This is a genomic window from Anaerostipes hadrus ATCC 29173 = JCM 17467 (genome assembly GCF_030296915.1).
GTDB lineage: Bacteria > Bacillota > Clostridia > Lachnospirales > Lachnospiraceae > Anaerostipes > Anaerostipes hadrus.
Genome location: NZ_AP028031.1, coordinates 1,288,430 through 1,313,671, shown reverse-complemented (window position 1 = coordinate 1,313,671; position 25,242 = coordinate 1,288,430). Strand labels below are relative to the sequence as shown.

Genomic DNA, 25,242 nt, shown 5'->3' with positions numbered 1-25,242 from the left:
AGTATTATGAATAAATAACGTTCATAATACTTCATTTTTGCTATTTTAATATCTTTATATTACTCCATGCACTATAATGTAATTGCTTTCCATCTACTTTATAAGCACGAATTCTTACATAATACGATTTTTTCTTTTTCATTCCATAAATCTTAGGATTGAACTTATAAGTTGAAATTTCTTTTATCTTAGACTTGTTATTCTTAAATTTCTTAGATGTAGAGATTTGAATCTTATAACCATCTGCTTTTTTATTTTCCTTCCATACAATTTTGTATCTTGTATTTTGAGATTTCTTTATATTACTGATCACTGGAGCCTTCAAATATAAAATCTTCTTTGTAGTACTTTTTGTTCCAGTTGACTCTATAAAATCAATGGAATTAGAAGCATATGCATAAATCTTATATTGATATTTCTTACCATTCTCTACTGTTTTATCCGTATATTGATTTTCTTTTAGTATTTTCAGATCTTTCCACTTACTATTTCCTAATTTTCTCTGAATACGATATCCATGCGCATTATTTACTTTCTTCCATTGAACTTTAATTCCTTTGTTCGTATTCAATATATTCATGATTTTTGAAGCAGAAAGATATTGGGGTAATGCTGGTCCTGGATCTATGATATCTTCTGGCCAATTGCATATTATATCAGTTTCTGTATTTTGTTCTTCATTCTTTTCTTCTGCAAATACATCACAATCATACGAATTTACGTTACAACTTATTAATATAACTAATGAAATAACCACGATACTTCCATATTTTATGAATTTTTTCATCTTTTTACCCCTTCTTTTTATCTATCTGATAATATATATTATACCACAAAGAAAGAATACCGCATAGAAGGATTTTTTCTCTGTGCCGGAACATTCTAATGAAACGAAAAAAAACATCCTTATCTCTAAGAATGCTTAAATCTTCATATTAAATCTATATATAAAGGATATACCTTCAAAACAACATACAAGAATCTTTCTACATCTCTTACACTTCAGCCTTCTTTGGTTAAAGCCTCGACCGATTAGTAACAGTCAGCTCCATACGTTACCGTACTTCCACCTCTGCCCTATCTACCTCGTCGTCTTCAAGGGGTCTTACTACCTTTCGGTATGGGAAATCTTATCTTTAGGGGGGCTTCACGCTTAGATGCCTTCAGCGTTTATCCCTTCCAGACTTGGCTACTCTGCTATGCACTTGGCAGTACAACAGATACACCAGCGGTCCGTCCATCCCGGTCCTCTCGTACTAAGGACAGCTCCTATCAAATTTCCTCCGCCTGCGCCGGATAGGGACCGAACTGTCTCACGACGTTCTGAACCCAGCTCGCGTACCGCTTTAATGGGCGAACAGCCCAACCCTTGGAACCTGCTACAGCTCCAGGATGCGATGAGCCGACATCGAGGTGCCAAACCACTCCGTCGATGTGAACTCTTGGGAGTGATAAGCCTGTTATCCCCAGGGTAGCTTTTATCCGTTGAGCGATGGCAATCCCACTTTATACCACCGGATCACTAAGTCCTACTTTCGTACCTGCTCCACCCGTCGGTGTCACAGTCAAGCTCCCTTCTGCCTTTGCACTCTTCGAATGGTTTCCAACCATTCTGAGGGAACCTTTGAGCGCCTCCGATACCCTTTCGGAGGCGACCGCCCCAGTCAAACTCCCCGCCTGACATTGTCCCCTGACCGGCTTACGGCCACAGGTTAGAAATCCAACATGGTAAGGGTGGTATCCCAACAGCGACTCCGGTACAACTGACGTCATACCTTCTCAGTCTCCCACCTATCCTGTACATACCATGCCGAATCCCAGTATCAAACTGGAGTAAAGCTCCATGGGGTCTTTCCGTCCTGGCGCAGGTAACCAGCATCTTCACTGGTATTTCAATTTCACCGGGTGTATCGTTGAGACAGTGCCCAAATCATTACGCCTTTCGTGCGGGTCGGAACTTACCCGACAAGGAATTTCGCTACCTTAGGACCGTTATAGTTACGGCCGCCGTTTACTGGGGCTTAAGTTCAAAGCTTCGCTTGCGCTAACCTCTCCCCTTAACCTTCCAGCACCGGGCAGGCGTCAGCCCATATACTTCACCTTGCGGTTTTGCATAGACCTGTGTTTTTGCTAAACAGTTGCTTGGGCCATTTCTCTGCGGCCACTCTCATGGCACTCCTTCTCCCGAAGTTACGGAGTCATTTTGCCGAGTTCCTTAACAATACTTCTCCCGTCGGCCTTAGGATTCTCTCCTCATCCACCTGTGTCGGTTTGCGGTACGGGCACATATAAAACGATAGCGGCTTTTCTTGACAGCCAGGGGCCTGGACTTCCCTACTTATGTTCGGTACGCGTCACGTCTTCAGATCGTGCTGCGGATTTGCCAACAGCACTCCTACCTCGCTTGCACCGGGATATCCATTCCCGGATTCCATTCCCTGTCTGTGTCCCCACAGTTCTGTTTATATGCGGTACAGGAATTTCAACCTGTTATCCATCGACTACGTCTTTCGACCTCGCCTTAGGTCCCGACTTACCCAGAGCAGATCAGCTTTACTCTGGAAACCTTAGATATTCGGCCTGAAGGATTCTCACCTTCATCTCGCTACTCATTCCGGCATTCTCTCTTCCTAGCAGTCCACCACTCCTTACGGTATGGCTTCATCCCGCTAGCAATGCTCCTCTACCAATGTTTACACATTCCTAAGCTTCGGTGTCGTGTTTCAGCCCCGGACATTTTCGGCGCAGGGACTCTCGACTAGTGAGCTATTACGCACTCTTTCAATGAATGGCTGCTTCTAAGCCAACGTCCTAGTTGTCTTAGAATCCCCACATCCTTTTCCACTTAACACGTACTTTGGGACCTTAGCTGTAGGTCTGGGCTCTTTCCCTTTTGACCATCCAACTTATCTCGTATGGTCTGACTCCCATGAATCATCTTGATGGCATTCGGAGTTTGATATGCTTTGGTAAGCTTTGACGCCCCCTAGGCAATTCAGTGCTCTACCTCCATAAGACTCTCATGAGGCTAGCCCTAAAGCTATTTCGAGGAGAACCAGCTATCTCCGGGTTCGATTGGAATTTCTCCGCTATCCACACCTCATCCCCACCCTTTTCAACGGATGTGGGTTCGGTCCTCCACTTCCTCTTACGGAAGCTTCAACCTGGACATGGATAGGTCACCCGGTTTCGGGTCTGCACTCACTGACTTGACGCGCTATTAACGCTTGCTTTCACTTCGGCTCCGGACCTTAAGTCCTTAACCTCGCCAGTACGCACAACTCGCCGGACCGTTCTACAAAAAGTACGCAGTCCCTCATATAAAGAGGTCCCACAGCTTGTAGACACAGGGTTTCAGGTTCTCTTTCACTCCCCTCCCGGGGTACTTTTCACCTTTCCTTCACAGTACTATGCGCTATCGGTCACTAAGAAGTATTTAGCCTTACGGGGTGGTCCCCGCTCGTTCAGACAAGGTTTCTCGTGTCTCGTCCTACTCTGGATCCTGCTAGGCGACTTGGGATTTCGGATACGAGGCTTTCACTCTCTCCGGCCGGACTTCCCAGTCCGTTCTCCTATCTTACGTCTGCCACAACGCAGTCCGAACCCCGCGATGCACGCATCACGGTTTGGGCTCTTTCCATTTCGCTCGCCGCTACTTTGGAAATCGATAAATTTTCTTTCTCTTCCTCCGGGTACTTAGATGTTTCAGTTCCCCGGGTTCCCTACGTACAGCTATGTATTCACTGCACGCTGACAGAGGTTTCCTCTGCCGGGTTTCCCCATTCAGATATCTCCGGATCATTGGATATGTGCTCCTCCCCGAAGCTTTTCGCAGCTTATCACGTCTTTCATCGGCTCTTAGTGCCAAGGCATCCACCCTGCGCCCTTACTACTTTAACCGTAGCAGGAACGATCGAATCTCTTGATTCTCTGTTTCCTCACTGATGTATAGCGTTACATCAGCGGGCTTTGTGTTTCTTTCATTTTCCTATCTCGTTATTAACGATGAAATTTGAATTTCTTTGATGTCTTGACTCATTTCCATTTCTGAAAATGAATTCTATCTTAATTCTTGTATGAAGTTTTCAAGGTACATCCGTGTTTCAGAAACAATATCCTGTATCTTCGACACTTCTGGTCTTATCGACCATGCCATCCAAGAATGTTTATTCTTAGATCGAATCATCGATAAGTGCAAAACTCTTTTATAGATCCGGCAGCCACCTATCTTCCCGGGCCGTCTCCAGCCAAGTATTGTCGGCCGCGTCAGTCTTAACCATCGTGTTCGGGATGGGAACGGGTGTGACCCCGACGCGCATCGCCACCGGAATATTCAGTTTTAAGCCTTTGACAGCTCAACAATAAAACAACCTTTACTTCTTCTTCCTTAGAAAGGAGGTGATCCAGCCGCACCTTCCGATACGGCTACCTTGTTACGACTTCACCCCAGTTATCGGTCCCGCCTTCGGCAGCTCCCTCCTTACGGTTGGGTCACTGACTTCGGGCGTTACTGACTCCCATGGTGTGACGGGCGGTGTGTACAAGACCCGGGAACGTATTCACCGCGACATTCTGATTCGCGATTACTAGCGATTCCAGCTTCATGTAGTCGAGTTGCAGACTACAATCCGAACTGAGACGTTATTTTTGGGATTTGCTCACTCTCACGAGGCTGCTTCCCTCTGTTTACGCCATTGTAGCACGTGTGTAGCCCTGGTCATAAGGGGCATGATGATTTGACGTCGTCCCCACCTTCCTCCAGGTTATCCCTGGCAGTCTCTCTAGAGTGCCCACCTTATATGCTGGCTACTAAAGATAGGGGTTGCGCTCGTTGCGGGACTTAACCCAACATCTCACGACACGAGCTGACGACAACCATGCACCACCTGTCACTCCTGTCCCGAAGGAAAGGTCCGGTTAAGGACCGGCCAGAAGGATGTCAAGACCAGGTAAGGTTCTTCGCGTTGCTTCGAATTAAACCACATGCTCCACCGCTTGTGCGGGTCCCCGTCAATTCCTTTGAGTTTCATTCTTGCGAACGTACTCCCCAGGTGGAATACTTACTGCGTTGGCTGCGGCACCGAAGCCTCTACGGCCCCGACACCTAGTATTCATCGTTTACGGCGTGGACTACCAGGGTATCTAATCCTGTTTGCTCCCCACGCTTTCGTGCCTCAGTGTCAGTTTCAGTCCAGTAAGCCGCCTTCGCCACTGATGTTCCTCCTAATATCTACGCATTTCACCGCTACACTAGGAATTCCGCTTACCTCTCCTGCACTCCAGTCTGACAGTTTCAAAAGCAGTCCCAGAGTTAAGCCCTGGGTTTTCACTTCTGACTTGCCATACCACCTACGCACCCTTTACACCCAGTAATTCCGGATAACGCTTGCCCCCTACGTATTACCGCGGCTGCTGGCACGTAGTTAGCCGGGGCTTCTTAGTCAGGTACCGTCATTTTCTTCCCTGCTGATAGAGCTTTACATACCGAGATACTTCTTCACTCACGCGGCGTCGCTGCATCAGGGTTTCCCCCATTGTGCAATATTCCCCACTGCTGCCTCCCGTAGGAGTTTGGGCCGTGTCTCAGTCCCAATGTGGCCGTTCACTCTCTCAAGCCGGCTACTGATCGTCGCCTTGGTGAGCCGTTACCTCACCAACCAGCTAATCAGACGCGGGTCCATCCTGTACCACCGGAGTTTTTACCCCTGCACCATGCGGTGCTGTGGTCTTATGCGGTATTAGCAGTCATTTCTGACTGTTATCCCCCTGTACAGGGCAGGTTACCCACGCGTTACTCACCCGTCCGCCACTCAATCACCAAATCTTCAGTTCCGAAGAAAATCAAATAAGGTGTTTCGTTCGACTTGCATGTGTTAAGCACGCCGCCAGCGTTCATCCTGAGCCAGGATCAAACTCTCATGTTCAATGTTGATCCAAGTTCAAGAAGCACTAGCTTCTTTATCCTTGTTAATTACTGTTCTCTATAAAGAACGTTCGTTGATTTTTACTAAAATCATCTGAAAAATTCATTAGAATTTTCAAGGTTGTCTTATTGTTCAGTTGTCAAAGATCTTTTTGTGATCCGCTTCTTATGTACAAGAAGCTTTATTATTTTATCACAGTTCTTTTTGTTTGTCAAGAACTTTTTTAATTTATTTTGTTGTTCTGAGCTGTTCTGCTCTGCAACAACTTTTATATAGTATCATTTCTGATCTCATCTGTCAAGAACTTTTTAACTTTTCTTTCAGATCTGATCTCTATTGTTCTGATCGTTCTCCGTCAGCAACTTTTATAGATTATCACATCTGATCACTTGTGTCAAGAAGTTTTTTTATTCTTTTCAGAAGCCAGATCAGCTCTGATGTTATATTTTCCTGCCGCTCTTTCAGCGACGTTGATTATCTTACCATAGATGTATACAGTATGTCAACAACTTTTTTTCTATTTTTTTAACTATTTTTTACATCTTTGAATATGTTGTTTTTGCACTGATTCCTTCTACTTTTCCAAGTTTTCCAGCTAACGTATTAATAATATCCTGCGGTGCATCAATTGCGATGCTGATAATGTTAACCCCCTTCTCGTGGTATGGTATCCCCATTCTTCCCAGAATATACATTCCATAATCATGTAAAATATCATTTACCTTTGAAGATGCATCTATGTCTTCTACGATAATTCCTATGATCGCTATTCTACTTTCCATCTATATTCTCCTTATTATCTTCTTATTTCAGAAATGTATCCTGCACGAAACTCCATATTGATTTCTCTTAGTTCTTTCTTTCCATCAATATAGTCTTGATACATTTCCACAATACCTACACTACACCCATCACATGCACCTGCAATATTTCCAATAGATTCCTCTACGATTTTTGCTCGTTCTTCTTTTGTTGTATCTTTAATCAATATACTCATAGTCTTCTCCTTCTTTTTAAATATATAAATGCGATCCCGCACACAATAACTGATAATAATGATCCTGCTGGTGCTGCACATCCCATAGGATATAAAGTATCTATAAACCATTTAGAAGCAAAATAAGCCCCTGGAATACGAATCAGTACAATCGATAATACATTATGAAGAAAAGAAATTCCCGACTTTCCATATGCGCAAAAATACCCGCTAAAACTAAAATGAATTCCAGCGATCATGCAATCCCATATGTAACTTCGAATATACTGGCTTCCCATGTGAATAACCATGGTATCGACTGTAAAGATTCCCACAACAAAATTTGAAATAAACTGCATCAGCACTGCAACACATAATCCAAAACTCATAGAAATCATAATCGCATATTTTAATGTCTTTGTTGCACGTTCATCTTTTCCAGCGCCAATATTTTGTGCTGCAATCGCAGAAACTGCTGACAGCATAGAAGATGGCACTAAAAATACAAAACTGATGATCTTTTCAACGATTCCTACAGCTGCAGCATCATTTAATCCCCTTTGATTTACAATGATCGTAATTACAATAAAGGAAATCTGTATAAACCCATCTTGCAAGGAAATTGGAATTCCAATCCCTAAAATATTCTTCAATGTTTTTCCTTCTGGTTTTAAATCACTGCGTTTTAATGAAATACCAGTATCTTTCTTCCGAATTGCAATAAGTGCAACGATCACACTGATCGTCTGTGCTAACGTAGTTCCAAGTGCTGCACCTGAAGCTCCAAAATGAAGTCCTCCAATAAAAACATAATCCAGAACGATATTCACTCCACAAGCAACTGCTATAAAATACATTGGACTTTTTGAATCTCCCAATCCCCTGAAAATGGAACTGATGATATTATATGCAGTGATCAAAGGAATTCCCGCAAAACATATGGTTAAATATGCGGTTGTTCCTTCTACTGCCTGTTGCGGTGTTGACATGATATGAACAATTGGATGAACAAAAAATAATAACACCACTGTAAGTACAACAGAAAGACATACAAACAAACTGACAGTATTTCCAATGATCTTTGAAGTTTCTTTCTTTTGTTTTGCACCTACGGATTTACCGATCATAACGGTAGTCCCCATCGCAATTCCAACGATCATAACCGTGATCATATGCATTACCTGACTTCCGATAGAAACAGCGGTTGTGCTAGCAACTCCATTAAATTGTCCAATAATAAACAAATCCGCCATTCCATATAAAGTCTGTAAAAAATATGACAAAAAATACGGAAGTGAAAATTTCAAAATATTCCTTCCAATACTTCCAGTCGTTAAGTCTCTTTCCATGAAATATCTCCTGTATCTTAATTCCTTATGCCCGTAACTCCTTCGAACGCTCCTTTAAATGTTTAGTCTATATATTCTTCGATCAAACGGACCGCTTTTGATTTATACAATGCTGTAATAATCACAGCTGCGATCACAGTCCCACAAAGCGTACTTGCAAGGAATGGCCCTACAAATGTAAATAAAGCTGCTTTCTGTCCCATCATCATAGATGCGATCGGATAGCAAAGCATTCCACCTAAAATTCCTGTTCCAATCACTTCTCCAAGATATGCACCAATCTTAGATCTTGTATATTTAAAAATCATAGCACTGACAAATGCCCCAACCATACTTCCAGGGAACGCAAGCAGACTTCCTGTTCCGAGTAAATTTCTGATCAGTGCTGTGCAAAACGCCATAGAAACTCCGTATACAGGACCTAGAAACACTGCAGCCAGTACGTTGACCATGTGCTGAATCGGAAAGCATCTGCTCGGTCCGATCGGGATTGAAAATGATGATAAGATAACCGCTACAGCTACCAACATTGCGGATATTGTTAATTTTTTTAAATTCATATAATGTCACACTCCTTTATTGTTCTTCCAAGGTCTTTTTTCTCGATCCCAGCCTTTTTTACTCCAATAGGCAAGGTCGGCCTCATCCCAGCCTCTGGTATGAAGCATTCTCATAAAATAAAAGCAAATCTTTGTCTTTATTCCTGTTTTCACATGCCCAGCATTCTTCTTAATCTGATATGCCATTTTACTTGTATCTTTTTCAATTTTTGCTTTTATTTTTGGTTTTATGTCTTTATACGAAGTTGCCATAACACGAACACCGTATTTATATACCTTTGGCACTCCCCAGTAAAAAAAGCTGTCTGCCATATCTTTATTTGTACTCTTCATTCCTGCACCAGCAGCTGTTGATATACATACCGCCTGTTTGTGAAACATTGATTCTTCTGGTCTATGCAACATCCATCGATAACCATAATGATCTAAAAACGCTTTCATAGAACCAGTCACATGATAAACATACACTGGACTTTCAAAAATCAATACATCTGCTTCATCAAGTGCTTCTGTTAATGGATTGATCTTTTCATAATGTGGACATAATGTCTCGGATTTACGAAAACATTGTGTACATCCAATACAGAATTCCCCAAAATCTCTTGGCAGAAAAAACTCCTTGACTTCCCCGCCAATCTTGTCTGCCAGAATTTTGGAAATATGATATGTAGAGCCTTTATGACTCTGTCCATGTATAATTGTTACTTTCATTTTATACTCTTTTCTATTTCTGATCTGCTTCGCTCTCTGGCTGCACAGATGTACAATGAGGACATCTCGTTGCACGAATATCGATCTCACTCATACAAAATGGACAGATTTTTGTAGTTGGCTGTGCAGGTTCCTCTGGTTTTGAACCAAATGACATGACCTTATTCATTGCTTTTAAAAGACAAAATAAGATAAACGCCATGATCAGGAAATTCACAACCGAAGACCCGAATGCTGATGCATACCCTGAAATCTCTTCTAATGTGTATACTTTTCCTGTCATAACCAATTTTATGATTGGCTGAATAAAATTATCTGTAAGTGATGTAACAATTCCTGAAAAAGCACCACCGATCAATACACCGACTGCCATATCCATAACATTACCACGGAGTGCAAACGACTTAAATTCTTCTAAAAATTTTTTCATATGTCTCTCTCCTTTATATAATTTTTTATAACGTTTTCTATTTTAACACATCTTTCGACAAAACAATATACTCTCTTATAATTTGCAGCTTAAAATACGATAAAAAGATTCAAAATGCCCTCAAAAAAAGACCATATTAAAAATAATACGGCCTTTAAAATCATCTTATATTGTTGATTACTTCTCTGATTCTTTCATTGCAATTATTTTCTTTATCAGATCAACACTTCCATCAATTCCTAAATAACTGCTGTTTAAGCAAAGATCATATGATTTTGCATCCCCCCACTTATTAGAACTGTAATAGTTGTAATAGCTGGAACGTTGTTTATCTTTCTTCATCAGCATCTCTTTGCTCTTTCCATTCGGAATTCCATATTCATTCTCAATTCGTTTGATACGATCCTCAAATGGTGCATGTACATATACACTGATGCAATTATCAAAGTCTTCTAACGCATAATCTGCACATCTTCCAACGAACACACAAGGTCCCTTTGATGCCAGTTCCTTAATCGTATCAAAAGCTGCCAAAAACACCTTATGATTCAATGGCAAGTCAAAAGAATTGGAATTGTATCCTAATGAATAAGGATCCATTACCAGAGAGTAAAGAAAACTAGTCGTTGGTTTTTCATCAAAACTTTCAAAGATCTCTTCACAAATGCCGCTTTCCTTTGCAGCAACTTTAATCAGTTCACTGTCATAAAAAGGGATTCCTAAACTTTCGGCAAGCTTCTCTCCAATCAAGTGTCCTCCGCTTCCATATTGTCGTTCGATTGTAATAATTGTGTTAGTACTCATATGAATCGCTCCTTTCCCCAAAGGATAAAATATTCAAGTTATTCTTTGTTATGAATATTATACTACAAATAAGTGATTTTTAAAAGAAAAATTGTACATTTTTATGTTCAATTATGCTTCATATCCATAATGTTCTTTTGCATATCTTCTTGCAAATTCTGCATCCTCATGCATCTGCTGGCTTAAAGATTCTAGAGAATCAAATTTCATTTCTGGTCTTTTAAAACACAATAATTCCACTTCTATTTCTTTATGATAGATATTCTTATGGAAATCTAAAATATATGTTTCAACTCCCATATGTTTCTTTCCTTCGATCGTTGGCTTTACTCCAACATTACTAATTCCGTAATACGTTTCATCTTTATAATGGATTCTTGAAACATATACTCCATTTGGAGGCAATAACTTATCCTCCAATGGAATCTGATTCGCTGTTGGCATTTGAAGTACTTCTGCTCCCATATGATTTCCATGAACTACAGATCCACAGATCATAAACGGATCTTCCATCAGACGATTAGCTTCCTCCACTTTACCCTCAGATAGCAAATGACGGATTCTTGTGCTTGATACAATTTCTCCTTCTAATTCAAGTTTGGGAATAACGATCAATTTAAAATCATATTCCTTTGACATCCGTTCAAGTAATTCTACGTTTCCTTGACGTTTATAACCAAACCCACAATCATCACCAACAACTAAAACTTTCATTCCTGTTTTTTCAAGAAGTACTTTGATCACAAAATCTTCTGGTGATAAATGCGAGAATTCATCTGTAAATGGATGTTCGATATAAATATCAATTCCTCTTCTTGCAAGAAGTTTTATCTTTTCGTTGGTCGTGTAGATCACTCTCATATGTTTGTGTTTTAACATATTAAGTGGTGGACGGTCAAAAGAAAATACAGCCGCCTGATATCCCAGTTGCTTATACTGAATCAGTTCATCAAAGATCAACTGATGCCCTTTATGCATTCCGTCAAATTTGCCAAGAGCTACCACTGTATTATGAAATTGAAATTGTTCTGTATTATGAATGTATTCCATGGCTTCCTCTCATTGGTTGTTGTCATAAAAAATCTTATCTGGGAAAAACATATTTTTTTTCCAGTAATATATTCCGATAAACTGTTCACTTTCATCATATACCCGAAGTTTCTTTGTTGTATCGAGATCTATTTCATAAAACATCTCTTTCTTTAAAGGATTTCCGTTAAATAAAACCTTATCATAGTCTTTCTTTACGGTACCTTTTTGATATTTTAGAAAAACCTTTTCAATTGGAATTATCCATTCTTCGATTTTTCCAGTTTTCACTGCTTCCTCAATCTCTGATAATGTATGAGCATATTCTAATTGAAAACCACTGGATCTTGTACGGACTAACTTTGTCATACACGCTCCATTTTGAAGCTTATGTCCAATATCCCTGCAAAGACTTCGGATATATGTACCTTTGCTGCATGTAACTGTCATTGTAACTTCTGGATAAGAGATTTCAATATCTGAAATATCATAGATCCTGATCCGTTCTGGTTTGCGCTCGATAATTTTTCCTTCTCTGGCAAGTTCATACAGCTTCTTTCCATTAATTTTCTTTGCAGAATACATAGGTGGTACCTGATCATATTCTCCAACGAAAGACAAGATCGTATCTTTGATCGGTGCATCTTGTTTTAACGGTTCATGTGTTTTCGTAACAGTTCCCCATATATCTTCTGTATCTGTCTCTTTTTCAAACACAAAGCTTACCTTATACTGTTTCTTCGTTCCTGTTAACATATCGCATAACTTTGTTCCTTTTCCAAGACAGACCGGCAATACTCCTTCTGCATTTGGATCCAAAGTTCCTGTATGACCAATCTTTTTCTGACGTAAGATCCCTCGAAGTTTTGCGACAACATCATGCGATGTAAAATCTTTTTCTTTATATATATTCAATAATCCGTTGTACATAAAAACCTCTACCTTATAATTGTTCTGTGATCTCGCTTATGATCGTACTTTGAATGTCTTTCAATGTTCCTTTCATGGAACATCCTGCTGCACGGATATGTCCTCCACCTCCATGTGTTTTAGCAATCTCTGAAACCTTAACTTTCTCATTCGAACGCATACTTACTTTATAGCCATTTTCGATCGGATATAGAAAAATTGCTGCTTCCACACCTTTTGTAATTCGCAGCTGATCAATGATCCCATCACTGTCGGATGTTGATGCATGAAGCTCTTCAAAATCTTGTTCTGAAAGATTCGAAATAATAATCTGTCCATCTGCATAAAGTTGACTTTTTAACAATGCTTTCCCTAACAACTGATTTTGTACAAATGTCTTCTGATAAAATGTCTCATCAATGATCTTTGTAGTTGAAACACCCTTCTCCAGTAACATTCCCGCATATTCCATCGTTTTACGTGTTGTATTTGAATGCTTAAACACTCCGGTATCGTGCACGATTCCTGTGTATAGGCACTGGGCACATTCTTTTGAAATCTTATCCTCTTCAAAAATCTGGCACAAAACTTCACAAGTTGCACTCGCCTGTGGATCGATCTTATAAAAGTCCCCAAATCCATCATTACTGATATGATGATCGATTCCGATCAATGTTTTTGCACCTCTGACCATTGTTGCAAATGGTTCATAACGATCTTCAGAGCCACAATCTAAAACAAAAAACAGATCATAGCTTTCATCATCTTTCGACTCCGTGATGATCTCCTGCGCATGACTTAAAAAACGAAACTCTGTGCTGATCGATTCTAAATAAACATCAACTTTCTTCCCAGAATAATTATCTAAAATATACTGTTTTAAGGCAAGGCAACTGCCAATACAGTCTCCATCCGGATGGATGTGTCCTGTAATGGCAATTGTTTTAGCCTTTGAAATCTGTTCATTAAAGTGTTTCATTCTCACTCCCATGATTTAATTCATCTATCTTCTTTGACATATTTACTCCATATTCAATGGAATCATCTAAAATAAATGTAATCTCTGGTGTATTTCTTAAATTAATAGAGTGTGCAAGTTCTCGGCGGATATAACCTACCGCACTGTTTAAGCCTTTCATCGTTTCTTCTTTTTCTTCATCATTTCCAAGAACACTGATATATGCTTTGCACTGTTTCAGATCCGATGTCACAACGGCATCAACAACAGATGTCATTGGTGCAATTCTTGGATCTTTGATCTCTCTGCTGATGATACGGCTTAATTCTCTCTGAACTTCACCATTGATCCTTGTATTTTTAATGCTGTTTTTTCTCATATTGCTACTCCCTTCAGGAAATTATCTTGGGACCTCTTCCATAATAAAGGATTCGATCTGATCCCCTTCTTTGATGTCATTATAGCTTTCCATAACAAGACCACATTCAAATCCGCTGCGAACTTCTTTGACCGCATCTTTTCCACGTTGGATAGATGCAAGTTTTCCTTCATGAACAACAATACCATCACGAATAATACGTGCTGAGCTGTCACGCTGAATTGTTCCATCTAATACATAAGATCCTGCGATCGTTCCAACTCCAGAGGCTTTGAAAATCTGACGTACTTCTGCATGCCCTGTAACTTTCTCTACAAATTCAGGATCTAGCATACCCTTCATAGCTGCTTCAATATCTTCAATCGCATTGTAGATGACACGATACAGACGAAGGTCTACTTTCTCTGCACTTGCTGCATCTTTAGCCGCTGGTTCTGGACGAACATTAAATCCGATAATGATCGCATTAGAAGCTGCTGCTAAGTTTACATCAGATTCTGTGATAGCACCTACACCACCATGAATGACTTTGACTGCAACTTCATCATTAGAAAGTTTTACAAGACTCTGTTTAACCGCTTCTACAGATCCCTGTACATCGGCTTTTACAATGATATTCAATTCTTTGACGCTTCCTGCCTGGATCTGGTTAAATAGATCATCTAATGATAACTGCTGTTTTGTCTCAGATAACATTTTTTCACGTCCATAAGCAATAAATTTCTCTGCTACGGATCTTGCTTCTTTTTCGCTATCCATAACCATCATAACTTCTCCAGCATTTGGAACTTCACTTAAACCTAAGATCTCAACTGGTGTAGATGGTCCTGCTGTTTTAATACGTTTTCCTTTGTCATTTATCATTGCACGAACTTTACCATGAGCACTTCCGATTGCTACTGCATCACCAACATGTAATGTACCTTTCTGTACTAATACAGTTGCAACTGGTCCACGACCTTTATCAAGTTGTGCTTCTAAGACAATACCTCTTGCTTTACGATTTGGATTTGCTTTTAATTCCAAAACTTCTGCTGTTAAAGAAACCATATCTAATAATTCATCGATTCCTTCTCCTGTATGTGCAGATACTGGACAAAAGATCGTGCTTCCACCCCAGTCTTCTGGTACCAATTCATATTCGATCAGTTCCTGTTTTACTCTCTCAATGTTAGCGCTTTCTTTATCAATCTTATTGATCGCAACAATGATCTCGATTCCTGCTGCTTTCGCATGGTTGATCGCTTCGATCGTCTGTGGCATAACACCGTCATCTGCGGCTACGACTAAGATTGCAATATCAGTAGACTGGGCACCTCTCATACGCATAGATGTGAATGCCTCATGTCCTGGTGTATCTAAGAATGTGATCTTTCCATTGGATGTTTCAACAACATAAGCCCCAATATGCTGTGTGATACCACCTGCTTCTCCTGTTGTAACATGAGAAGAACGGATCTTGTCAAGTAAAGAAGTTTTACCATGGTCAACATGACCCATAACACAGACAACTGGTGGTCTTACGATCATATCTGTTTCGTCTTCTTCCTCTTCTTTTAACAGTTCTTCGATCACATCTACCTGTTCTTCCATCTCTACCAGACGATCAAATTCCATTGCGATCTCTTCTGCTTTTTCAAAATCAAGTTCAGAGTTTACATTTAACATTCCAGCTCCGCTGATCAGTAATTTCTTAATGATATCATTTGCAGGAATAGATAATGCATCTGCAAGTTCTTTCAATGTTAATACTGGAGGAATCTTTACTGGCGCATTTGGATCTATTTCCGGTTTCTTTACTGGTTCTGGTTTAATAAAGGCACCAGGTCCTGATGTTTTTTTCTTTTTCTTATGCTCCTGATTCTGGTTCTGGTTTTTATTGTTAAATTTCTTATTCTTTTTATTATTTTTCCCAAACTTCTGAGAGTTCTGAGGATTATCTTTTCTTAAGATCTTTTTATCCCCATCATTATTTTTATTTTTTGAATTATTTTTATTGTTCTTTACTTCCTGAGTTTTTTTATTATTTTTCTTTTCCATATTCTGTGCTTTTTTATTATCTTTTCTTTTTGAATTTTCCTGTTTCTTTGAATTATGATCCTGTTTTGCTTCTTTCTTTGGTTTCAACGCATTCTCGATCATTTTGATCTGCTCATCTCCTATGGTACTCATGTGGTTTTTCACTTCTACATGATTGGCTTTCAAGATTTCTAAAATTTCTTTATTGTCTTTATTATATTTCTTTGCAATTTCATAAACTCTGAATTTTGCCATAAATATACCTCCTGCGATTCTTATTTATCAAGCTGTTTTAAAAGAGCTTCTGCAAAACCTTGATCAGTCACTGCGATCGACGCTCGAAACTCCTTCCCGATCGCATGCCCAAGCTCTTCTTTTAATCCCCAGCAATAAAAAGGTACTTGATAATGTTTACATTGATTCTCAAACATCTTTTTTGTATTATCGGAAGCATCATTGGCTACAATGATAAGAGTTGCTGTCTTTTTCCTGACAGCTTCTCTTGCGGCAAATTCTCCACTGACCAGATTACCGGATCTGAATGCAAGACCTAGAAGAGATAATCCTTTATTCATAAAGTTCTTCCATCTCCTTTTTTAATGTCTCATAGACCGATTCCGGTACTCCTATCTTAAAAGAACGATCTAGTCCTTTTTTCTTAAATGCTTGTTTTAGACACTGTGGATCAGGGCATATATATGCCCCTCTCCCATTTTTCTTTCCAGTCATATCAAGACTGATCTCGCCTTCTTTTGATCTTACGATCCGGACTAATTGATTCTTTTCTTTTAATTCACCGCACCCGATACATTTTCTTGTTGGAATTTTTCGATTCATTTTATCACCTGCTGATATTTCCTATTCTTCAATATCCTCTGCATCAAAATCTTCAACAGCTTCTTCTGTATTCTCTGCATCTTCTACGAAATCATCATTGATCTCTTCGTTAAAAAGATCTTCTTCAATCTCAAATTCATCTGCCTCTGGTTCTTCACTGACTTTTGCTGCTTCTTCAGCTGCCTGTGATTCACTCTTAATGTCAATCTTATAGCCTGTTAATCTTGCAGCTAGTCTCGCATTCTGTCCTTCTTTACCGATTGCTAATGATAACTGGTAATCTGGAACTACAACTTCTGCGCTCTTTTCTTCTACATCAACTGCCACAGAAACAACTTTTGATGGGCTTAATGCATTCTCAATGAATACACAAGGATCTTCATTCCAGTTGATGATATCGATTTTCTCGCCTTTTAAGTCATTGACTATTGCATTCACTCTGGCACCATTTAATCCGACACATGCTCCAACTGGATCTACATTCTTATCATTGGACCATACAGCCATCTTTGTTCTTGATCCTGCTTCACGCACAATGTTCTTGATCTCTACTGTTCCATCCTGAATTTCCGCAACTTCTTTCTCAAATAAACGTTTTACAAGATCTGGATGTGTTCTTGAAACGAGAATACGTGGTCCACGATTTGTTTCTTTTACTTCTACAATATAAAGTTTGATTCTCTCTGTTGGTTTGAACACTTCACCTCTGATCTGTTCAGATTTCATTAACAGAGCATCTGTTTTGTCATCTAAGCTTACACTTACATTCTCTCCAACATAACGCTGAACAACACCTGTTACGATATCTTTTTCTTTGCAGTAGAAATGATCATATACAACTCTTCTTTCTTCTTCTTTGATTTTCTGAACAATAACGCTTCTTGCATGCATTGCTGCAATACGTCCGAAATCTTTTGGTGTGATTTCAATTCTTACAGTATCTCCAAGATTTAAGTTCTGATCGATTGCCTTTGCTTTTCCAAGACTGATCTCCAGTGCAGGATCATAGACTTCGTCTACAACTTCTTTGATCGCATAAACATAAATATCTCCTGTTTCACGATCCATATTAACTACAACGTTATCTGCACTTCCAAAATCTCTTTTACATGCAGCAAGCAGGGAATTTTCAATGGCTTCCATGATAACGTCTTTATCAATACCTTTTTCCTTCTCCAACTGATTTAATGCCGCAATTAATTCACTCATTCTCTTTCTTCCTCCTTAAAAATCTAACGACAAACGAGCACTTGCAATGCTCTTTTTCTCAAATGTAATATCCTGATCTTCGATTGTTAGTACAATCTGATCTTCCATGTTTTCTTTTAAAATACCAGTAAATTCCTTTTGCTTATCAATTGCTTTATAAAGCTTGATGTCAATGGACTTTCCGACACTTCTTACATAATCTTTTTCTTTTTTTAGTGGTCTTCCAAGTCCTGGAGAACTTACTTCTAAAATATATGCATCTTCGATAAAATCTTCTGCATCCAGTTTCTCTTCTAAGCTTCTGCTGATCAGCACGCAGTCATCAATTGCAATTCCACCTTCTTTGTCTGCGTAAACTCTTAAATACCAGTTTGCCCCTTCTTTGACATATTCTACATCCACCAGTTCAAAATTGTTGGCTTCAATGATCGGTAATACCAGTTCTTCTGTTTTTGTTTCAATATCAACTCGTCTTGCCAATGTATCAACCCTTTCTTTTGTAGTGTTATTTCTTCATTGTTACACAAAATAGGAGTGGACATATGCCCACTCCTAAGTCATCTTTTCTTAAGCTATATTTAGTTTAACATGAAAAATATCTCTTGACAAGAGTTTTTTCATATATTATCAAAGAAAATCGAAACTTAACTGATCAGTATCTGATAGATCTCCCATAATTCCAAGTTCTTTCATTTTCTCGATACATGCTTGTGGTGCTTTTGTTCTGTTTCTGAAGTTTTCCAAGGATGTAAATGGTTCTCCTTTGGCTGCTTCTTCTACCTGCTGTGCCGCCTTTTCTCCCATACCATCAATGCTGGTAAGCGCCGGCATGATCTTTCCATCAATGACCTGGAAATCTTTTGCCTTTGCCTTGTAAATATCCAACGGCCAGAATTCATAACCTCTTGCATACATTTCATCTGCGATCTTCATTTCTCGTAGCAGATCAAGATCAGCATTTTTAACTTCATGTTTTGGCGTATTCTTAATAATACTCATCTTTTCATCCAAGCGTTCTTTTCCCAGACACATATCTTCATAAGAAAATGCTTTCGCACGAATACTGAAATATGCTGCATAATATGCTAATGGGTGATAAACCTTATACCATGCGATCCTCCATGCCATCATAACATAAGCTGCCGCATGGGCTTTCGGGAACATATATTTGATCTGTTTACAAGACCAGATATACCAATCTGGCACATTGTGATCTCTCATCATCTGTTCTTGTTCATCTGTAAGTCCCTTTCCTTTTCGGACTCCTTCCATAATCTTAAATGACGCTTCCTGTTCCAATCCCTGATTGATCAGATATACCATGATATCATCTCGACAACAGATTGCTGTGGAAATAACCGCATCTCCATTCTCGATCAATGTCTGAGCATTTCCAAGCCATACATCGGTTCCATGAGACAGCCCAGAAATACGGACAAGATCAGAAAAGCTCTGTGGATGCGTATCCTGAAGCATTTGAATTACAAAGTCTGTCCCAAATTCCGGTACTCCAAGTGATCCAAGCGGTGTCCCATCAATATCTTCTGGTGTGATCCCTAAGGTTTCTGTTCCATGAAATAATCCCATAACGCCTTTATCGTCCATTGGGATCGTCTGTGCATCAATTCCTGTGATATCTTCCATTCTTCGGATCATAGATGGATCGTCATGTCCCAGAATATCAAGTTTTAATAGGTTCTGGTCAATCGAATGGTATTCAAAATGTGTCGTAATGATCGGTGTATTCATATCATTGGCTGGATGTTGTACCGCTGTAAAATCATAAATTTCTTTATCATGCGGTACTACAATGATTCCACCCGGATGCTGACCAGTTGTTCTCTTAACTCCCGTACATCCAAGTGCTAATCTCTCTATTTCGCAACGACGTTTACTGATTCCTCGTTCTTCCAGATATTTCAACACATAACCATAGGCTGTTTTCTCTGCCAGTGTACCGATCGTTCCCGCTCGGAATGCTTTTCCTTTTCCAAAGATAACTTCTACATAAGCATGTGCTTTTCCCTGATATTCTCCTGAGAAGTTTAAGTCGATATCCGGCTCTTTATTTCCTTTAAACCCAAGGAATGTCTCAAACGGGATATCCTGTCCTTCTTTCGTCATCTTTGCTCCACACTTTGGACAGTATGCATCTGGCATGTCAAAACCTGACATACCCATCTTCGCATATTTTTGCACCTGTTCTGAGTCAAAATCCACAAAATGACATTCTGGACAGATATAATGTGCTGGCAACGGATTTACTTCCGTGATCCCTGACATCGTTGCTGCAAAGGAAGATCCTACCGATCCTCGTGATCCTACCAGATACCCATGGTCATTCGAATCCCATACCAATTTCTGTGCGATGATGTACATTACCGCATATCCATTTCCAATAATAGAGTTTAATTCTTTTTCCAAACGACTTGTCACTCGTTCTGGAAGATCATCTCCATAAATCTCATGTGCTCTATTATAACAGATTTCTCTTAATGTTTTGTCTGAATCTGGGATTACCGGCGGGCATTTATCCGGATGGATCGGAGAAATATTTTCAATCATATCATTGATCTTATTCGTGTTTGTTATGACAACTTCTTTGGCTTTCTCACTTCCAAGATACGCAAACTCATCTAACATCTCCTGTGTTGTCCTAAAATAAAGCGGTGCCTGCTGGTCAGCATCTTTAAATCCTTTTCCAGCTAATAAAATAGAACGATAGATTGCATCATCTGGATTTAGAAAATGTACATCACATGTCGCAACGACTGGCTTATGGAATTGTTCTCCAAGATCTACGATCTTTTGATTGAATTTCTGAATATCTTCAATCGAATTCACATTCTCAACACGTTCGGATCCAATCATAAATTCATTGTTTCCTACTGGCTGAATCTCCAGATAGTCATAAAATGATACAATATTCGCAATCGTTTCATCTGAGCGTTCATCAAGCAATGCCTGATATAATTCTCCTGCTTCACACGCAGATCCAATGATCAGTCCATCTCTGTATTTATTGATCAGGGACTTTGGCATTCTTGGGCGACGGTTAAAGTAATTTAAATGTGATTCGGATACCAAGCGGTTTAAATTAACACGCCCTGTATTATTCTTAACCAGAATAATTCCATGATACATGCGTCCTTTTTTGATCAGATCGACATTATCATTTGCAAATTCGTTGACCTGATCTAGATCTGTAATATCTTTTTCTTTTAACATAGAAATGAATTCTACAAAAATCTTTCCTGTTGCTGTTGCATCATCAACTGCTCTATGGTGTGTTTCCAGTATGATATTTAAATGTTTACAAATATTATCCAGTGTAAATTTACCAAGATGTCCCATTAGACATCTTGCAAGTCCCAGTGTATCCACGACTGTATGATCATATGGAAGATTCAATCTTTTCGCATTTTCGCGGATAAACCCTGTATCAAATCCTGCATTATGTGCAACCAAAACAGATCCCTCACAGAATCTTAAAAACTGTGGAAGGATTTCTTCGATCGTTCCCGCATCTTTTACCATATCATCTGTGATCGTTGTCAGCTGAGTGATCTTATATGGAATTGGTCGCTCTGGATTGACAAATTCACTGAATGTTTCTTTAATCTCTCCTTCTACGACTCTTACCGCACCAATTTCTATAATTCGGTCATTGACACTGTTAAATCCTGTTGTCTCAATATCGAATACAACATAACTGTCCATTAGTGACTGCCCTTTTGAATCAATGATCAAATCTCCAAGGTCATCAACGAAATATCCTTCTACCCCATAAATGATCTTAAATGAATCATCTTCTTTTAGTCTCAAGTCTTCGTATGCATGACGTGCGATCGGAAATCCCTGCAATACACCGTGATCTGTAATTGCAACCGCCGGATGCCCCCATTCATAGGCGCGATTTACAATATCTTTGATCTGTACCACACTGTCATTATCGCTCATCACTGTATGGAGATGTAATTCCACACGTTTTTCCATGGATGTATCCTGACGTTTTTCCCTGAAATCTGTAATCGCCTTGATTCCTGCCACAGATCCCAGAGAGATCTCATGATCAAATTTGTCATACATCGCAACTGCTTTGATACGATAGAATCCACCTTTTTTCAAACCATCTAAAATATCAGGCAGCTGTTCATTTCTTACGAAAACCTTGCAGCTGATCGTATCTGTAAAATCGGTAATATGAAAAATGATGATTGTTTTTTCATTACGGATCTCTCGTGTTTCAAGAAATGTGATCTGCCCATGAATCACAACTTCCCCGATTTCATCATAGATATCCTTGATCTCCATCAGCTCGCCATCACAATTTCGTCCATATAATAATGTTGGATCGTCTGAATATTTTGGTTTTTTCTTAAATGTATGTTCTTTTTTCGTTGCAGCTGCTTTCTTTCTTGCTTTTTTCTCTTCTTTTTGTTCTTTCTCCACGATATCTGCGTGCTCTACGATCGTATGGATTTCTTGTTGTAAGCGATAATCACTTTCCATTTTAAGGCTTCGATCGATCGTCTTAGAGAAATCAAAGCCGACTTTTGCATCGATAGAAAAACGTTCTTTTAATATCACCTCAAAAAATTCTTTGATCTCTGGGGCTTTATTACGGTTTACGAATGTATCTTCAAAGTAAAATGTGATCACATCATCTTCAATTCTATAATCCCCTTTTCTCACGACATTAAAAATAACCTCCCCTTTGCCTTTTAACTCAAAGAGGAAGCTTTTCATGTAATGCTCCATTAGATATTTGAGATTGTATTGTTCTGACAGGTGATAACTTTCCTGAAAACGAATCTTTACAAAACGCTTTGAAAACAGCTGTTCCCGGATCGTGCGTTCCATTCTCCATGTATCGACTCTTGAGATCAGATGATCACACTGAAAAGAAATCTTAAGCATGTTTTCTTTTTTCTTTAGTGTGATCTCTCTAATATTCGCATCTTCAAACAAAGATCTTACATCGTCAGAAACTTTCAGATCTGGAAATACACTGAAAAATGGTTTTGTTGTCACTTTCATTTTATTCACCCCAGTGTTCTAATTCATATCTTAAAGTATCAAGTAATTGGTCTTCTGGTACTTTGCGGATAACCTCACCTTTCTTGATCAGAAGTCCCTCTCCATTTCCACCAGCGATTCCTACATCTGCTTCTTTGGCCTCTCCTGGTCCGTTCACAACGCACCCCATAACAGCAACCTTGAGATTCAGATTTTCAAAATCTGCAGCCATTGTCTCTACCTGATTGGCAAGTGGAATCAGATCGATATTCGTACGTCCACATGTTGGGCAGGATACAACTTCAATTCCTCCGGAACGAAGTCCTAATGTCTTTAAGATCAGTTTCGCACTGGCAATCTCGTTGACTGGATCTCCTGTCAATGATACACGGATCGTATCACCAATTCCCTGATTTAAGATAATTCCAAGTCCTACAGCTGATTTGATATTACCACTAAAAACTGTTCCAGCTTCTGTGATCCCTACATGCAGAGGATAATCGATTTTATCTGCGACTAGGCGGTATGCTTGTGCACACATCAAAACATCAGAAGACTTAATACTGACTACCATATCATGAAAATCATATTTTTCAAGCATAGCAACTTTATCTAAGGCACTTTCTACCAGTCCTTGTGCAGTTACTCCGTTATATTTTTTAACAAGTGGTTTCTCCAATGATCCGCTGTTTACACCAACACGGATTGGTACATGATATTTCTTTGCTGTTTCTACCACTTTGCGGATATTCTCTTCTCCACCGATATTCCCCGGATTGATACGGATCTTATCTGCCCCATGTTCCATCGCTGCAATTGCAAGTTTATAGTCAAAATGAATATCCGCGACCAACGGAATATGAATCTGCTTCTTAATCTCTGTAAAAGCTTCGGCAGCTTTCATTGTTGGAACAGTACAGCGAATGATCTGGCATCCAGCCTTCTCAAGAGCAAGAATCTGTTTGACCGTCTCTTCCACATTTTCTGTCTTTGTATTTGTCATAGACTGGATGGCAACTGGATTGCCTCCTCCAATCTTAACATCTCCAATCGAAATTACTCTTGTCTGATTTCTTGTATACATGCAAATCCCCCTTTACATGAAAATCTTTACAATATCCTGATACATTACAAATACCATCAAAAGCATTAATAAGATCAATCCTGCAGTGTGTACCAGCGCTTCCATATTCTGTGGCACAGCCTTTCCAGTAATTGCTTCTATGATCAAAAACAATAAACGGCCTCCATCAAGTGCTGGTAATGGCAATAAATTCATCACACCAAGGTTTGCGCTGATCAAAATGATCCAGTTTACCATTGTCAAAAATACTGTTTTAAATCCATAGGCGGCAGCCTGTGTATATTGGTCTCCGACCGTTTTGACAATTCCCACTGGTCCTGAAAGATCTTTCACACCAAGTTTTTGTGAAACTAACATCTTTACACTCTTTAAAGTAATCTTTACCTGCAATCCTACTTCTCGGAAACTGTATTCGATCGTTTTTAACGGACCTACTTTCTGATACCCATTCCAGGTAATCCCGATCAGATATTGTCCTCGTTCTTTATCATACTCTGGTGTGACGTTTATATTTTTTTCTTTTCCGTTTTGTAATATCGTGATCGGAATTTTCCCTCCATCATAATCTAAATACATATAATAGGAAAACTCTCTGTAATTGTGCATTTTCTTTCCAGCAACTTTGATCATAGTATCTCCTTTACGGATTCCTGCTTCATATGCTGGTGAATCTTTTTCTACTTTGGAAATCTTCGGAATGTCAGCACCAGACATTCCGATCACTATAATTGAAAATATAAACGCTAAGATAAAGTTAAAAAATGGTCCTCCAAAAATAACTCCCATCCTTGCCCAGACGGACTTATTATTAAACGCATTTTCTTCAGGTCGGTCTTCATCTTCTCCCATCATACATGCACCACCAAATGGCAGCAGTTTGACAGAATAAAAAGTCTCTCCAACCTGCTTTCCTATAATCGTTGGTCCAAGTCCAATGCAAAATTCATCTACCTGAATCCCATTTTTCTTAGCGATCAGAAAATGCCCTAATTCATGCACAATAATAATAATTCCAAAAATCAAAATTGCAATGATAATATTCAAT

At 39.3% G+C, this 25,242-nt stretch carries 20 protein-coding genes and 3 rRNA genes; all 23 read right to left on the bottom strand.

What is annotated here, in order from left to right:
* Nucleotides 1-40 precede the first annotated feature (40 nt).
* A complete protein-coding gene (locus QUE18_RS06445) occupies nucleotides 41-787 on the bottom strand; it encodes a fibronectin type III domain-containing protein (RefSeq protein ID WP_009202860.1) in 747 nt (248 codons plus the stop codon).
* Nucleotides 788-1,012: 225 nt separating this feature from the next.
* Nucleotides 1,013-3,900 (bottom strand): 23S ribosomal RNA (locus QUE18_RS06440).
* 311 nt (nucleotides 3,901-4,211) lie between these two features.
* A 5S ribosomal RNA gene (rrf, locus tag QUE18_RS06435) occupies nucleotides 4,212-4,329 on the bottom strand.
* A 62-nt stretch (nucleotides 4,330-4,391) separates the two neighbouring features.
* Nucleotides 4,392-5,924, bottom strand: a 16S ribosomal RNA gene (locus QUE18_RS06430).
* Together the 16S, 23S and 5S rRNA genes form the textbook arrangement of a ribosomal RNA operon.
* Nucleotides 5,925-6,460: 536 nt before the next feature.
* Nucleotides 6,461-6,706, bottom strand: a complete 246-nt coding sequence (locus QUE18_RS06425; RefSeq protein WP_008392767.1) for a TM1266 family iron-only hydrogenase system putative regulator — start codon at nucleotides 6,704-6,706, stop codon at nucleotides 6,461-6,463.
* Nucleotides 6,707-6,720: 14 nt separating this feature from the next.
* Nucleotides 6,721-6,921, bottom strand: coding sequence for a hypothetical protein (locus tag QUE18_RS06420; RefSeq protein WP_008392768.1), 201 nt, complete (start codon nucleotides 6,919-6,921; stop codon nucleotides 6,721-6,723).
* Nucleotides 6,918-8,249: an MATE family efflux transporter gene (locus QUE18_RS06415; RefSeq protein ID WP_009203820.1), complete on the bottom strand. Its 1,332-nt coding sequence runs from the start codon at nucleotides 8,247-8,249 to the stop codon at nucleotides 6,918-6,920. The genes QUE18_RS06420 and QUE18_RS06415 overlap by 4 nt, the downstream gene beginning before the upstream one ends.
* Nucleotides 8,250-8,311: 62 nt before the next feature.
* On the bottom strand, nucleotides 8,312-8,809 hold the full coding sequence (gene thiW / locus QUE18_RS06410; RefSeq protein WP_009203819.1) for an energy coupling factor transporter S component ThiW: 498 nt from the start codon (nucleotides 8,807-8,809) through the stop codon (nucleotides 8,312-8,314).
* A gap of 6 nt (nucleotides 8,810-8,815) precedes the next feature.
* The gene (locus QUE18_RS06405; protein WP_008392771.1) at nucleotides 8,816-9,520 is read right to left on the bottom strand and encodes a flavodoxin family protein; all 705 of its coding nucleotides are present in this window, start codon (nucleotides 9,518-9,520) and stop codon (nucleotides 8,816-8,818) included.
* Nucleotides 9,521-9,533: 13 nt separating this feature from the next.
* On the bottom strand, nucleotides 9,534-9,950 hold the full coding sequence (gene mscL, locus QUE18_RS06400) for a large conductance mechanosensitive channel protein MscL (RefSeq protein ID WP_009203818.1): 417 nt from the start codon (nucleotides 9,948-9,950) through the stop codon (nucleotides 9,534-9,536).
* A gap of 177 nt (nucleotides 9,951-10,127) precedes the next feature.
* On the bottom strand, nucleotides 10,128-10,754 hold the full coding sequence (locus QUE18_RS06395) for a cytidylate kinase-like family protein (RefSeq protein ID WP_009203817.1): 627 nt from the start codon (nucleotides 10,752-10,754) through the stop codon (nucleotides 10,128-10,130).
* 111 nt (nucleotides 10,755-10,865) lie between these two features.
* On the bottom strand, nucleotides 10,866-11,804 hold the full coding sequence (locus tag QUE18_RS06390) for a bifunctional riboflavin kinase/FAD synthetase (protein WP_009203816.1): 939 nt from the start codon (nucleotides 11,802-11,804) through the stop codon (nucleotides 10,866-10,868).
* Between the two features lie 9 nt (nucleotides 11,805-11,813).
* A complete protein-coding gene (truB, locus tag QUE18_RS06385; protein ID WP_008392775.1) occupies nucleotides 11,814-12,713 on the bottom strand; it encodes a tRNA pseudouridine(55) synthase TruB in 900 nt (299 codons plus the stop codon).
* Between the two features lie 13 nt (nucleotides 12,714-12,726).
* Nucleotides 12,727-13,671 carry a DHH family phosphoesterase gene (locus tag QUE18_RS06380; RefSeq protein ID WP_009203815.1) on the bottom strand — a complete coding sequence of 315 codons (945 nt, stop codon included), beginning with the start codon at nucleotides 13,669-13,671 and terminating at the stop codon, nucleotides 12,727-12,729.
* Nucleotides 13,658-14,029: a 30S ribosome-binding factor RbfA gene (gene rbfA, locus QUE18_RS06375; RefSeq protein ID WP_008392777.1), complete on the bottom strand. Its 372-nt coding sequence runs from the start codon at nucleotides 14,027-14,029 to the stop codon at nucleotides 13,658-13,660. Before rbfA ends, QUE18_RS06380 begins: the two co-directional genes overlap by 14 nt.
* Nucleotides 14,030-14,050: 21 nt before the next feature.
* Nucleotides 14,051-16,303 carry a translation initiation factor IF-2 gene (gene infB, locus QUE18_RS06370; protein ID WP_009203814.1) on the bottom strand — a complete coding sequence of 751 codons (2,253 nt, stop codon included), beginning with the start codon at nucleotides 16,301-16,303 and terminating at the stop codon, nucleotides 14,051-14,053.
* A 20-nt stretch (nucleotides 16,304-16,323) separates the two neighbouring features.
* The gene (locus QUE18_RS06365) at nucleotides 16,324-16,623 is read right to left on the bottom strand and encodes a L7Ae/L30e/S12e/Gadd45 family ribosomal protein (RefSeq protein WP_009203813.1); all 300 of its coding nucleotides are present in this window, start codon (nucleotides 16,621-16,623) and stop codon (nucleotides 16,324-16,326) included.
* Nucleotides 16,616-16,885 (bottom strand): RNase P modulator RnpM, encoded by a 270-nt coding sequence (gene rnpM / locus QUE18_RS06360; protein ID WP_008392780.1) that lies wholly within the window; start codon nucleotides 16,883-16,885, stop codon nucleotides 16,616-16,618. The genes QUE18_RS06365 and rnpM overlap by 8 nt, the downstream gene beginning before the upstream one ends.
* A gap of 21 nt (nucleotides 16,886-16,906) precedes the next feature.
* Nucleotides 16,907-18,094 carry a transcription termination factor NusA gene (gene nusA, locus QUE18_RS06355; RefSeq protein ID WP_008392782.1) on the bottom strand — a complete coding sequence of 396 codons (1,188 nt, stop codon included), beginning with the start codon at nucleotides 18,092-18,094 and terminating at the stop codon, nucleotides 16,907-16,909.
* A gap of 15 nt (nucleotides 18,095-18,109) precedes the next feature.
* Nucleotides 18,110-18,574, bottom strand: coding sequence for a ribosome maturation factor RimP (gene rimP, locus QUE18_RS06350; protein ID WP_008392783.1), 465 nt, complete (start codon nucleotides 18,572-18,574; stop codon nucleotides 18,110-18,112).
* 147 nt (nucleotides 18,575-18,721) lie between these two features.
* Nucleotides 18,722-23,134 carry a PolC-type DNA polymerase III gene (locus QUE18_RS06345; RefSeq protein WP_242852728.1) on the bottom strand — a complete coding sequence of 1,471 codons (4,413 nt, stop codon included), beginning with the start codon at nucleotides 23,132-23,134 and terminating at the stop codon, nucleotides 18,722-18,724.
* 1 nt (nucleotide 23,135) lies between these two features.
* Nucleotides 23,136-24,197: a flavodoxin-dependent (E)-4-hydroxy-3-methylbut-2-enyl-diphosphate synthase gene (gene ispG, locus QUE18_RS06340; RefSeq protein ID WP_009203811.1), complete on the bottom strand. Its 1,062-nt coding sequence runs from the start codon at nucleotides 24,195-24,197 to the stop codon at nucleotides 23,136-23,138.
* 12 nt (nucleotides 24,198-24,209) lie between these two features.
* Entirely contained in the window at nucleotides 24,210-25,241 is a 1,032-nt protein-coding gene (gene rseP, locus QUE18_RS06335) for an RIP metalloprotease RseP (protein ID WP_009203810.1), read from the bottom strand.
* Nucleotide 25,242: the final 1 nt, after the last annotated feature.

Coding starts and splice junctions, on each gene's coding strand:
- QUE18_RS06425 (WP_008392767.1), bottom strand. CDS start 6,706: ATGGAAAGTAGAATAGCGATCATAGGAATTATCGTAGAAGACATAGAT.
- thiW (WP_009203819.1), bottom strand. CDS start 8,809: ATGAATTTAAAAAAATTAACAATATCCGCAATGTTGGTAGCTGTAGCG.
- nusA (WP_008392782.1), bottom strand. CDS start 18,094: ATGAGTGAATTAATTGCGGCATTAAATCAGTTGGAGAAGGAAAAAGGT.
- QUE18_RS06380 (WP_009203815.1), bottom strand. CDS start 13,671: ATGAAACACTTTAATGAACAGATTTCAAAGGCTAAAACAATTGCCATT.
- infB (WP_009203814.1), bottom strand. CDS start 16,303: ATGGCAAAATTCAGAGTTTATGAAATTGCAAAGAAATATAATAAAGAC.
- QUE18_RS06395 (WP_009203817.1), bottom strand. CDS start 10,754: ATGAGTACTAACACAATTATTACAATCGAACGACAATATGGAAGCGGA.
- mscL (WP_009203818.1), bottom strand. CDS start 9,950: ATGAAAAAATTTTTAGAAGAATTTAAGTCGTTTGCACTCCGTGGTAAT.
- QUE18_RS06420 (WP_008392768.1), bottom strand. CDS start 6,921: ATGAGTATATTGATTAAAGATACAACAAAAGAAGAACGAGCAAAAATC.
- QUE18_RS06365 (WP_009203813.1), bottom strand. CDS start 16,623: ATGAATAAAGGATTATCTCTTCTAGGTCTTGCATTCAGATCCGGTAAT.
- QUE18_RS06415 (WP_009203820.1), bottom strand. CDS start 8,249: ATGGAAAGAGACTTAACGACTGGAAGTATTGGAAGGAATATTTTGAAA.
- rnpM (WP_008392780.1), bottom strand. CDS start 16,885: ATGAATCGAAAAATTCCAACAAGAAAATGTATCGGGTGCGGTGAATTA.
- rbfA (WP_008392777.1), bottom strand. CDS start 14,029: ATGAGAAAAAACAGCATTAAAAATACAAGGATCAATGGTGAAGTTCAG.
- QUE18_RS06390 (WP_009203816.1), bottom strand. CDS start 11,804: ATGGAATACATTCATAATACAGAACAATTTCAATTTCATAATACAGTG.
- QUE18_RS06405 (WP_008392771.1), bottom strand. CDS start 9,520: ATGAAAGTAACAATTATACATGGACAGAGTCATAAAGGCTCTACATAT.
- QUE18_RS06345 (WP_242852728.1), bottom strand. CDS start 23,134: ATGAAAGTGACAACAAAACCATTTTTCAGTGTATTTCCAGATCTGAAA.
- ispG (WP_009203811.1), bottom strand. CDS start 24,197: ATGTATACAAGAAATCAGACAAGAGTAATTTCGATTGGAGATGTTAAG.
- QUE18_RS06445 (WP_009202860.1), bottom strand. CDS start 787: ATGAAAAAATTCATAAAATATGGAAGTATCGTGGTTATTTCATTAGTT.
- truB (WP_008392775.1), bottom strand. CDS start 12,713: ATGTACAACGGATTATTGAATATATATAAAGAAAAAGATTTTACATCG.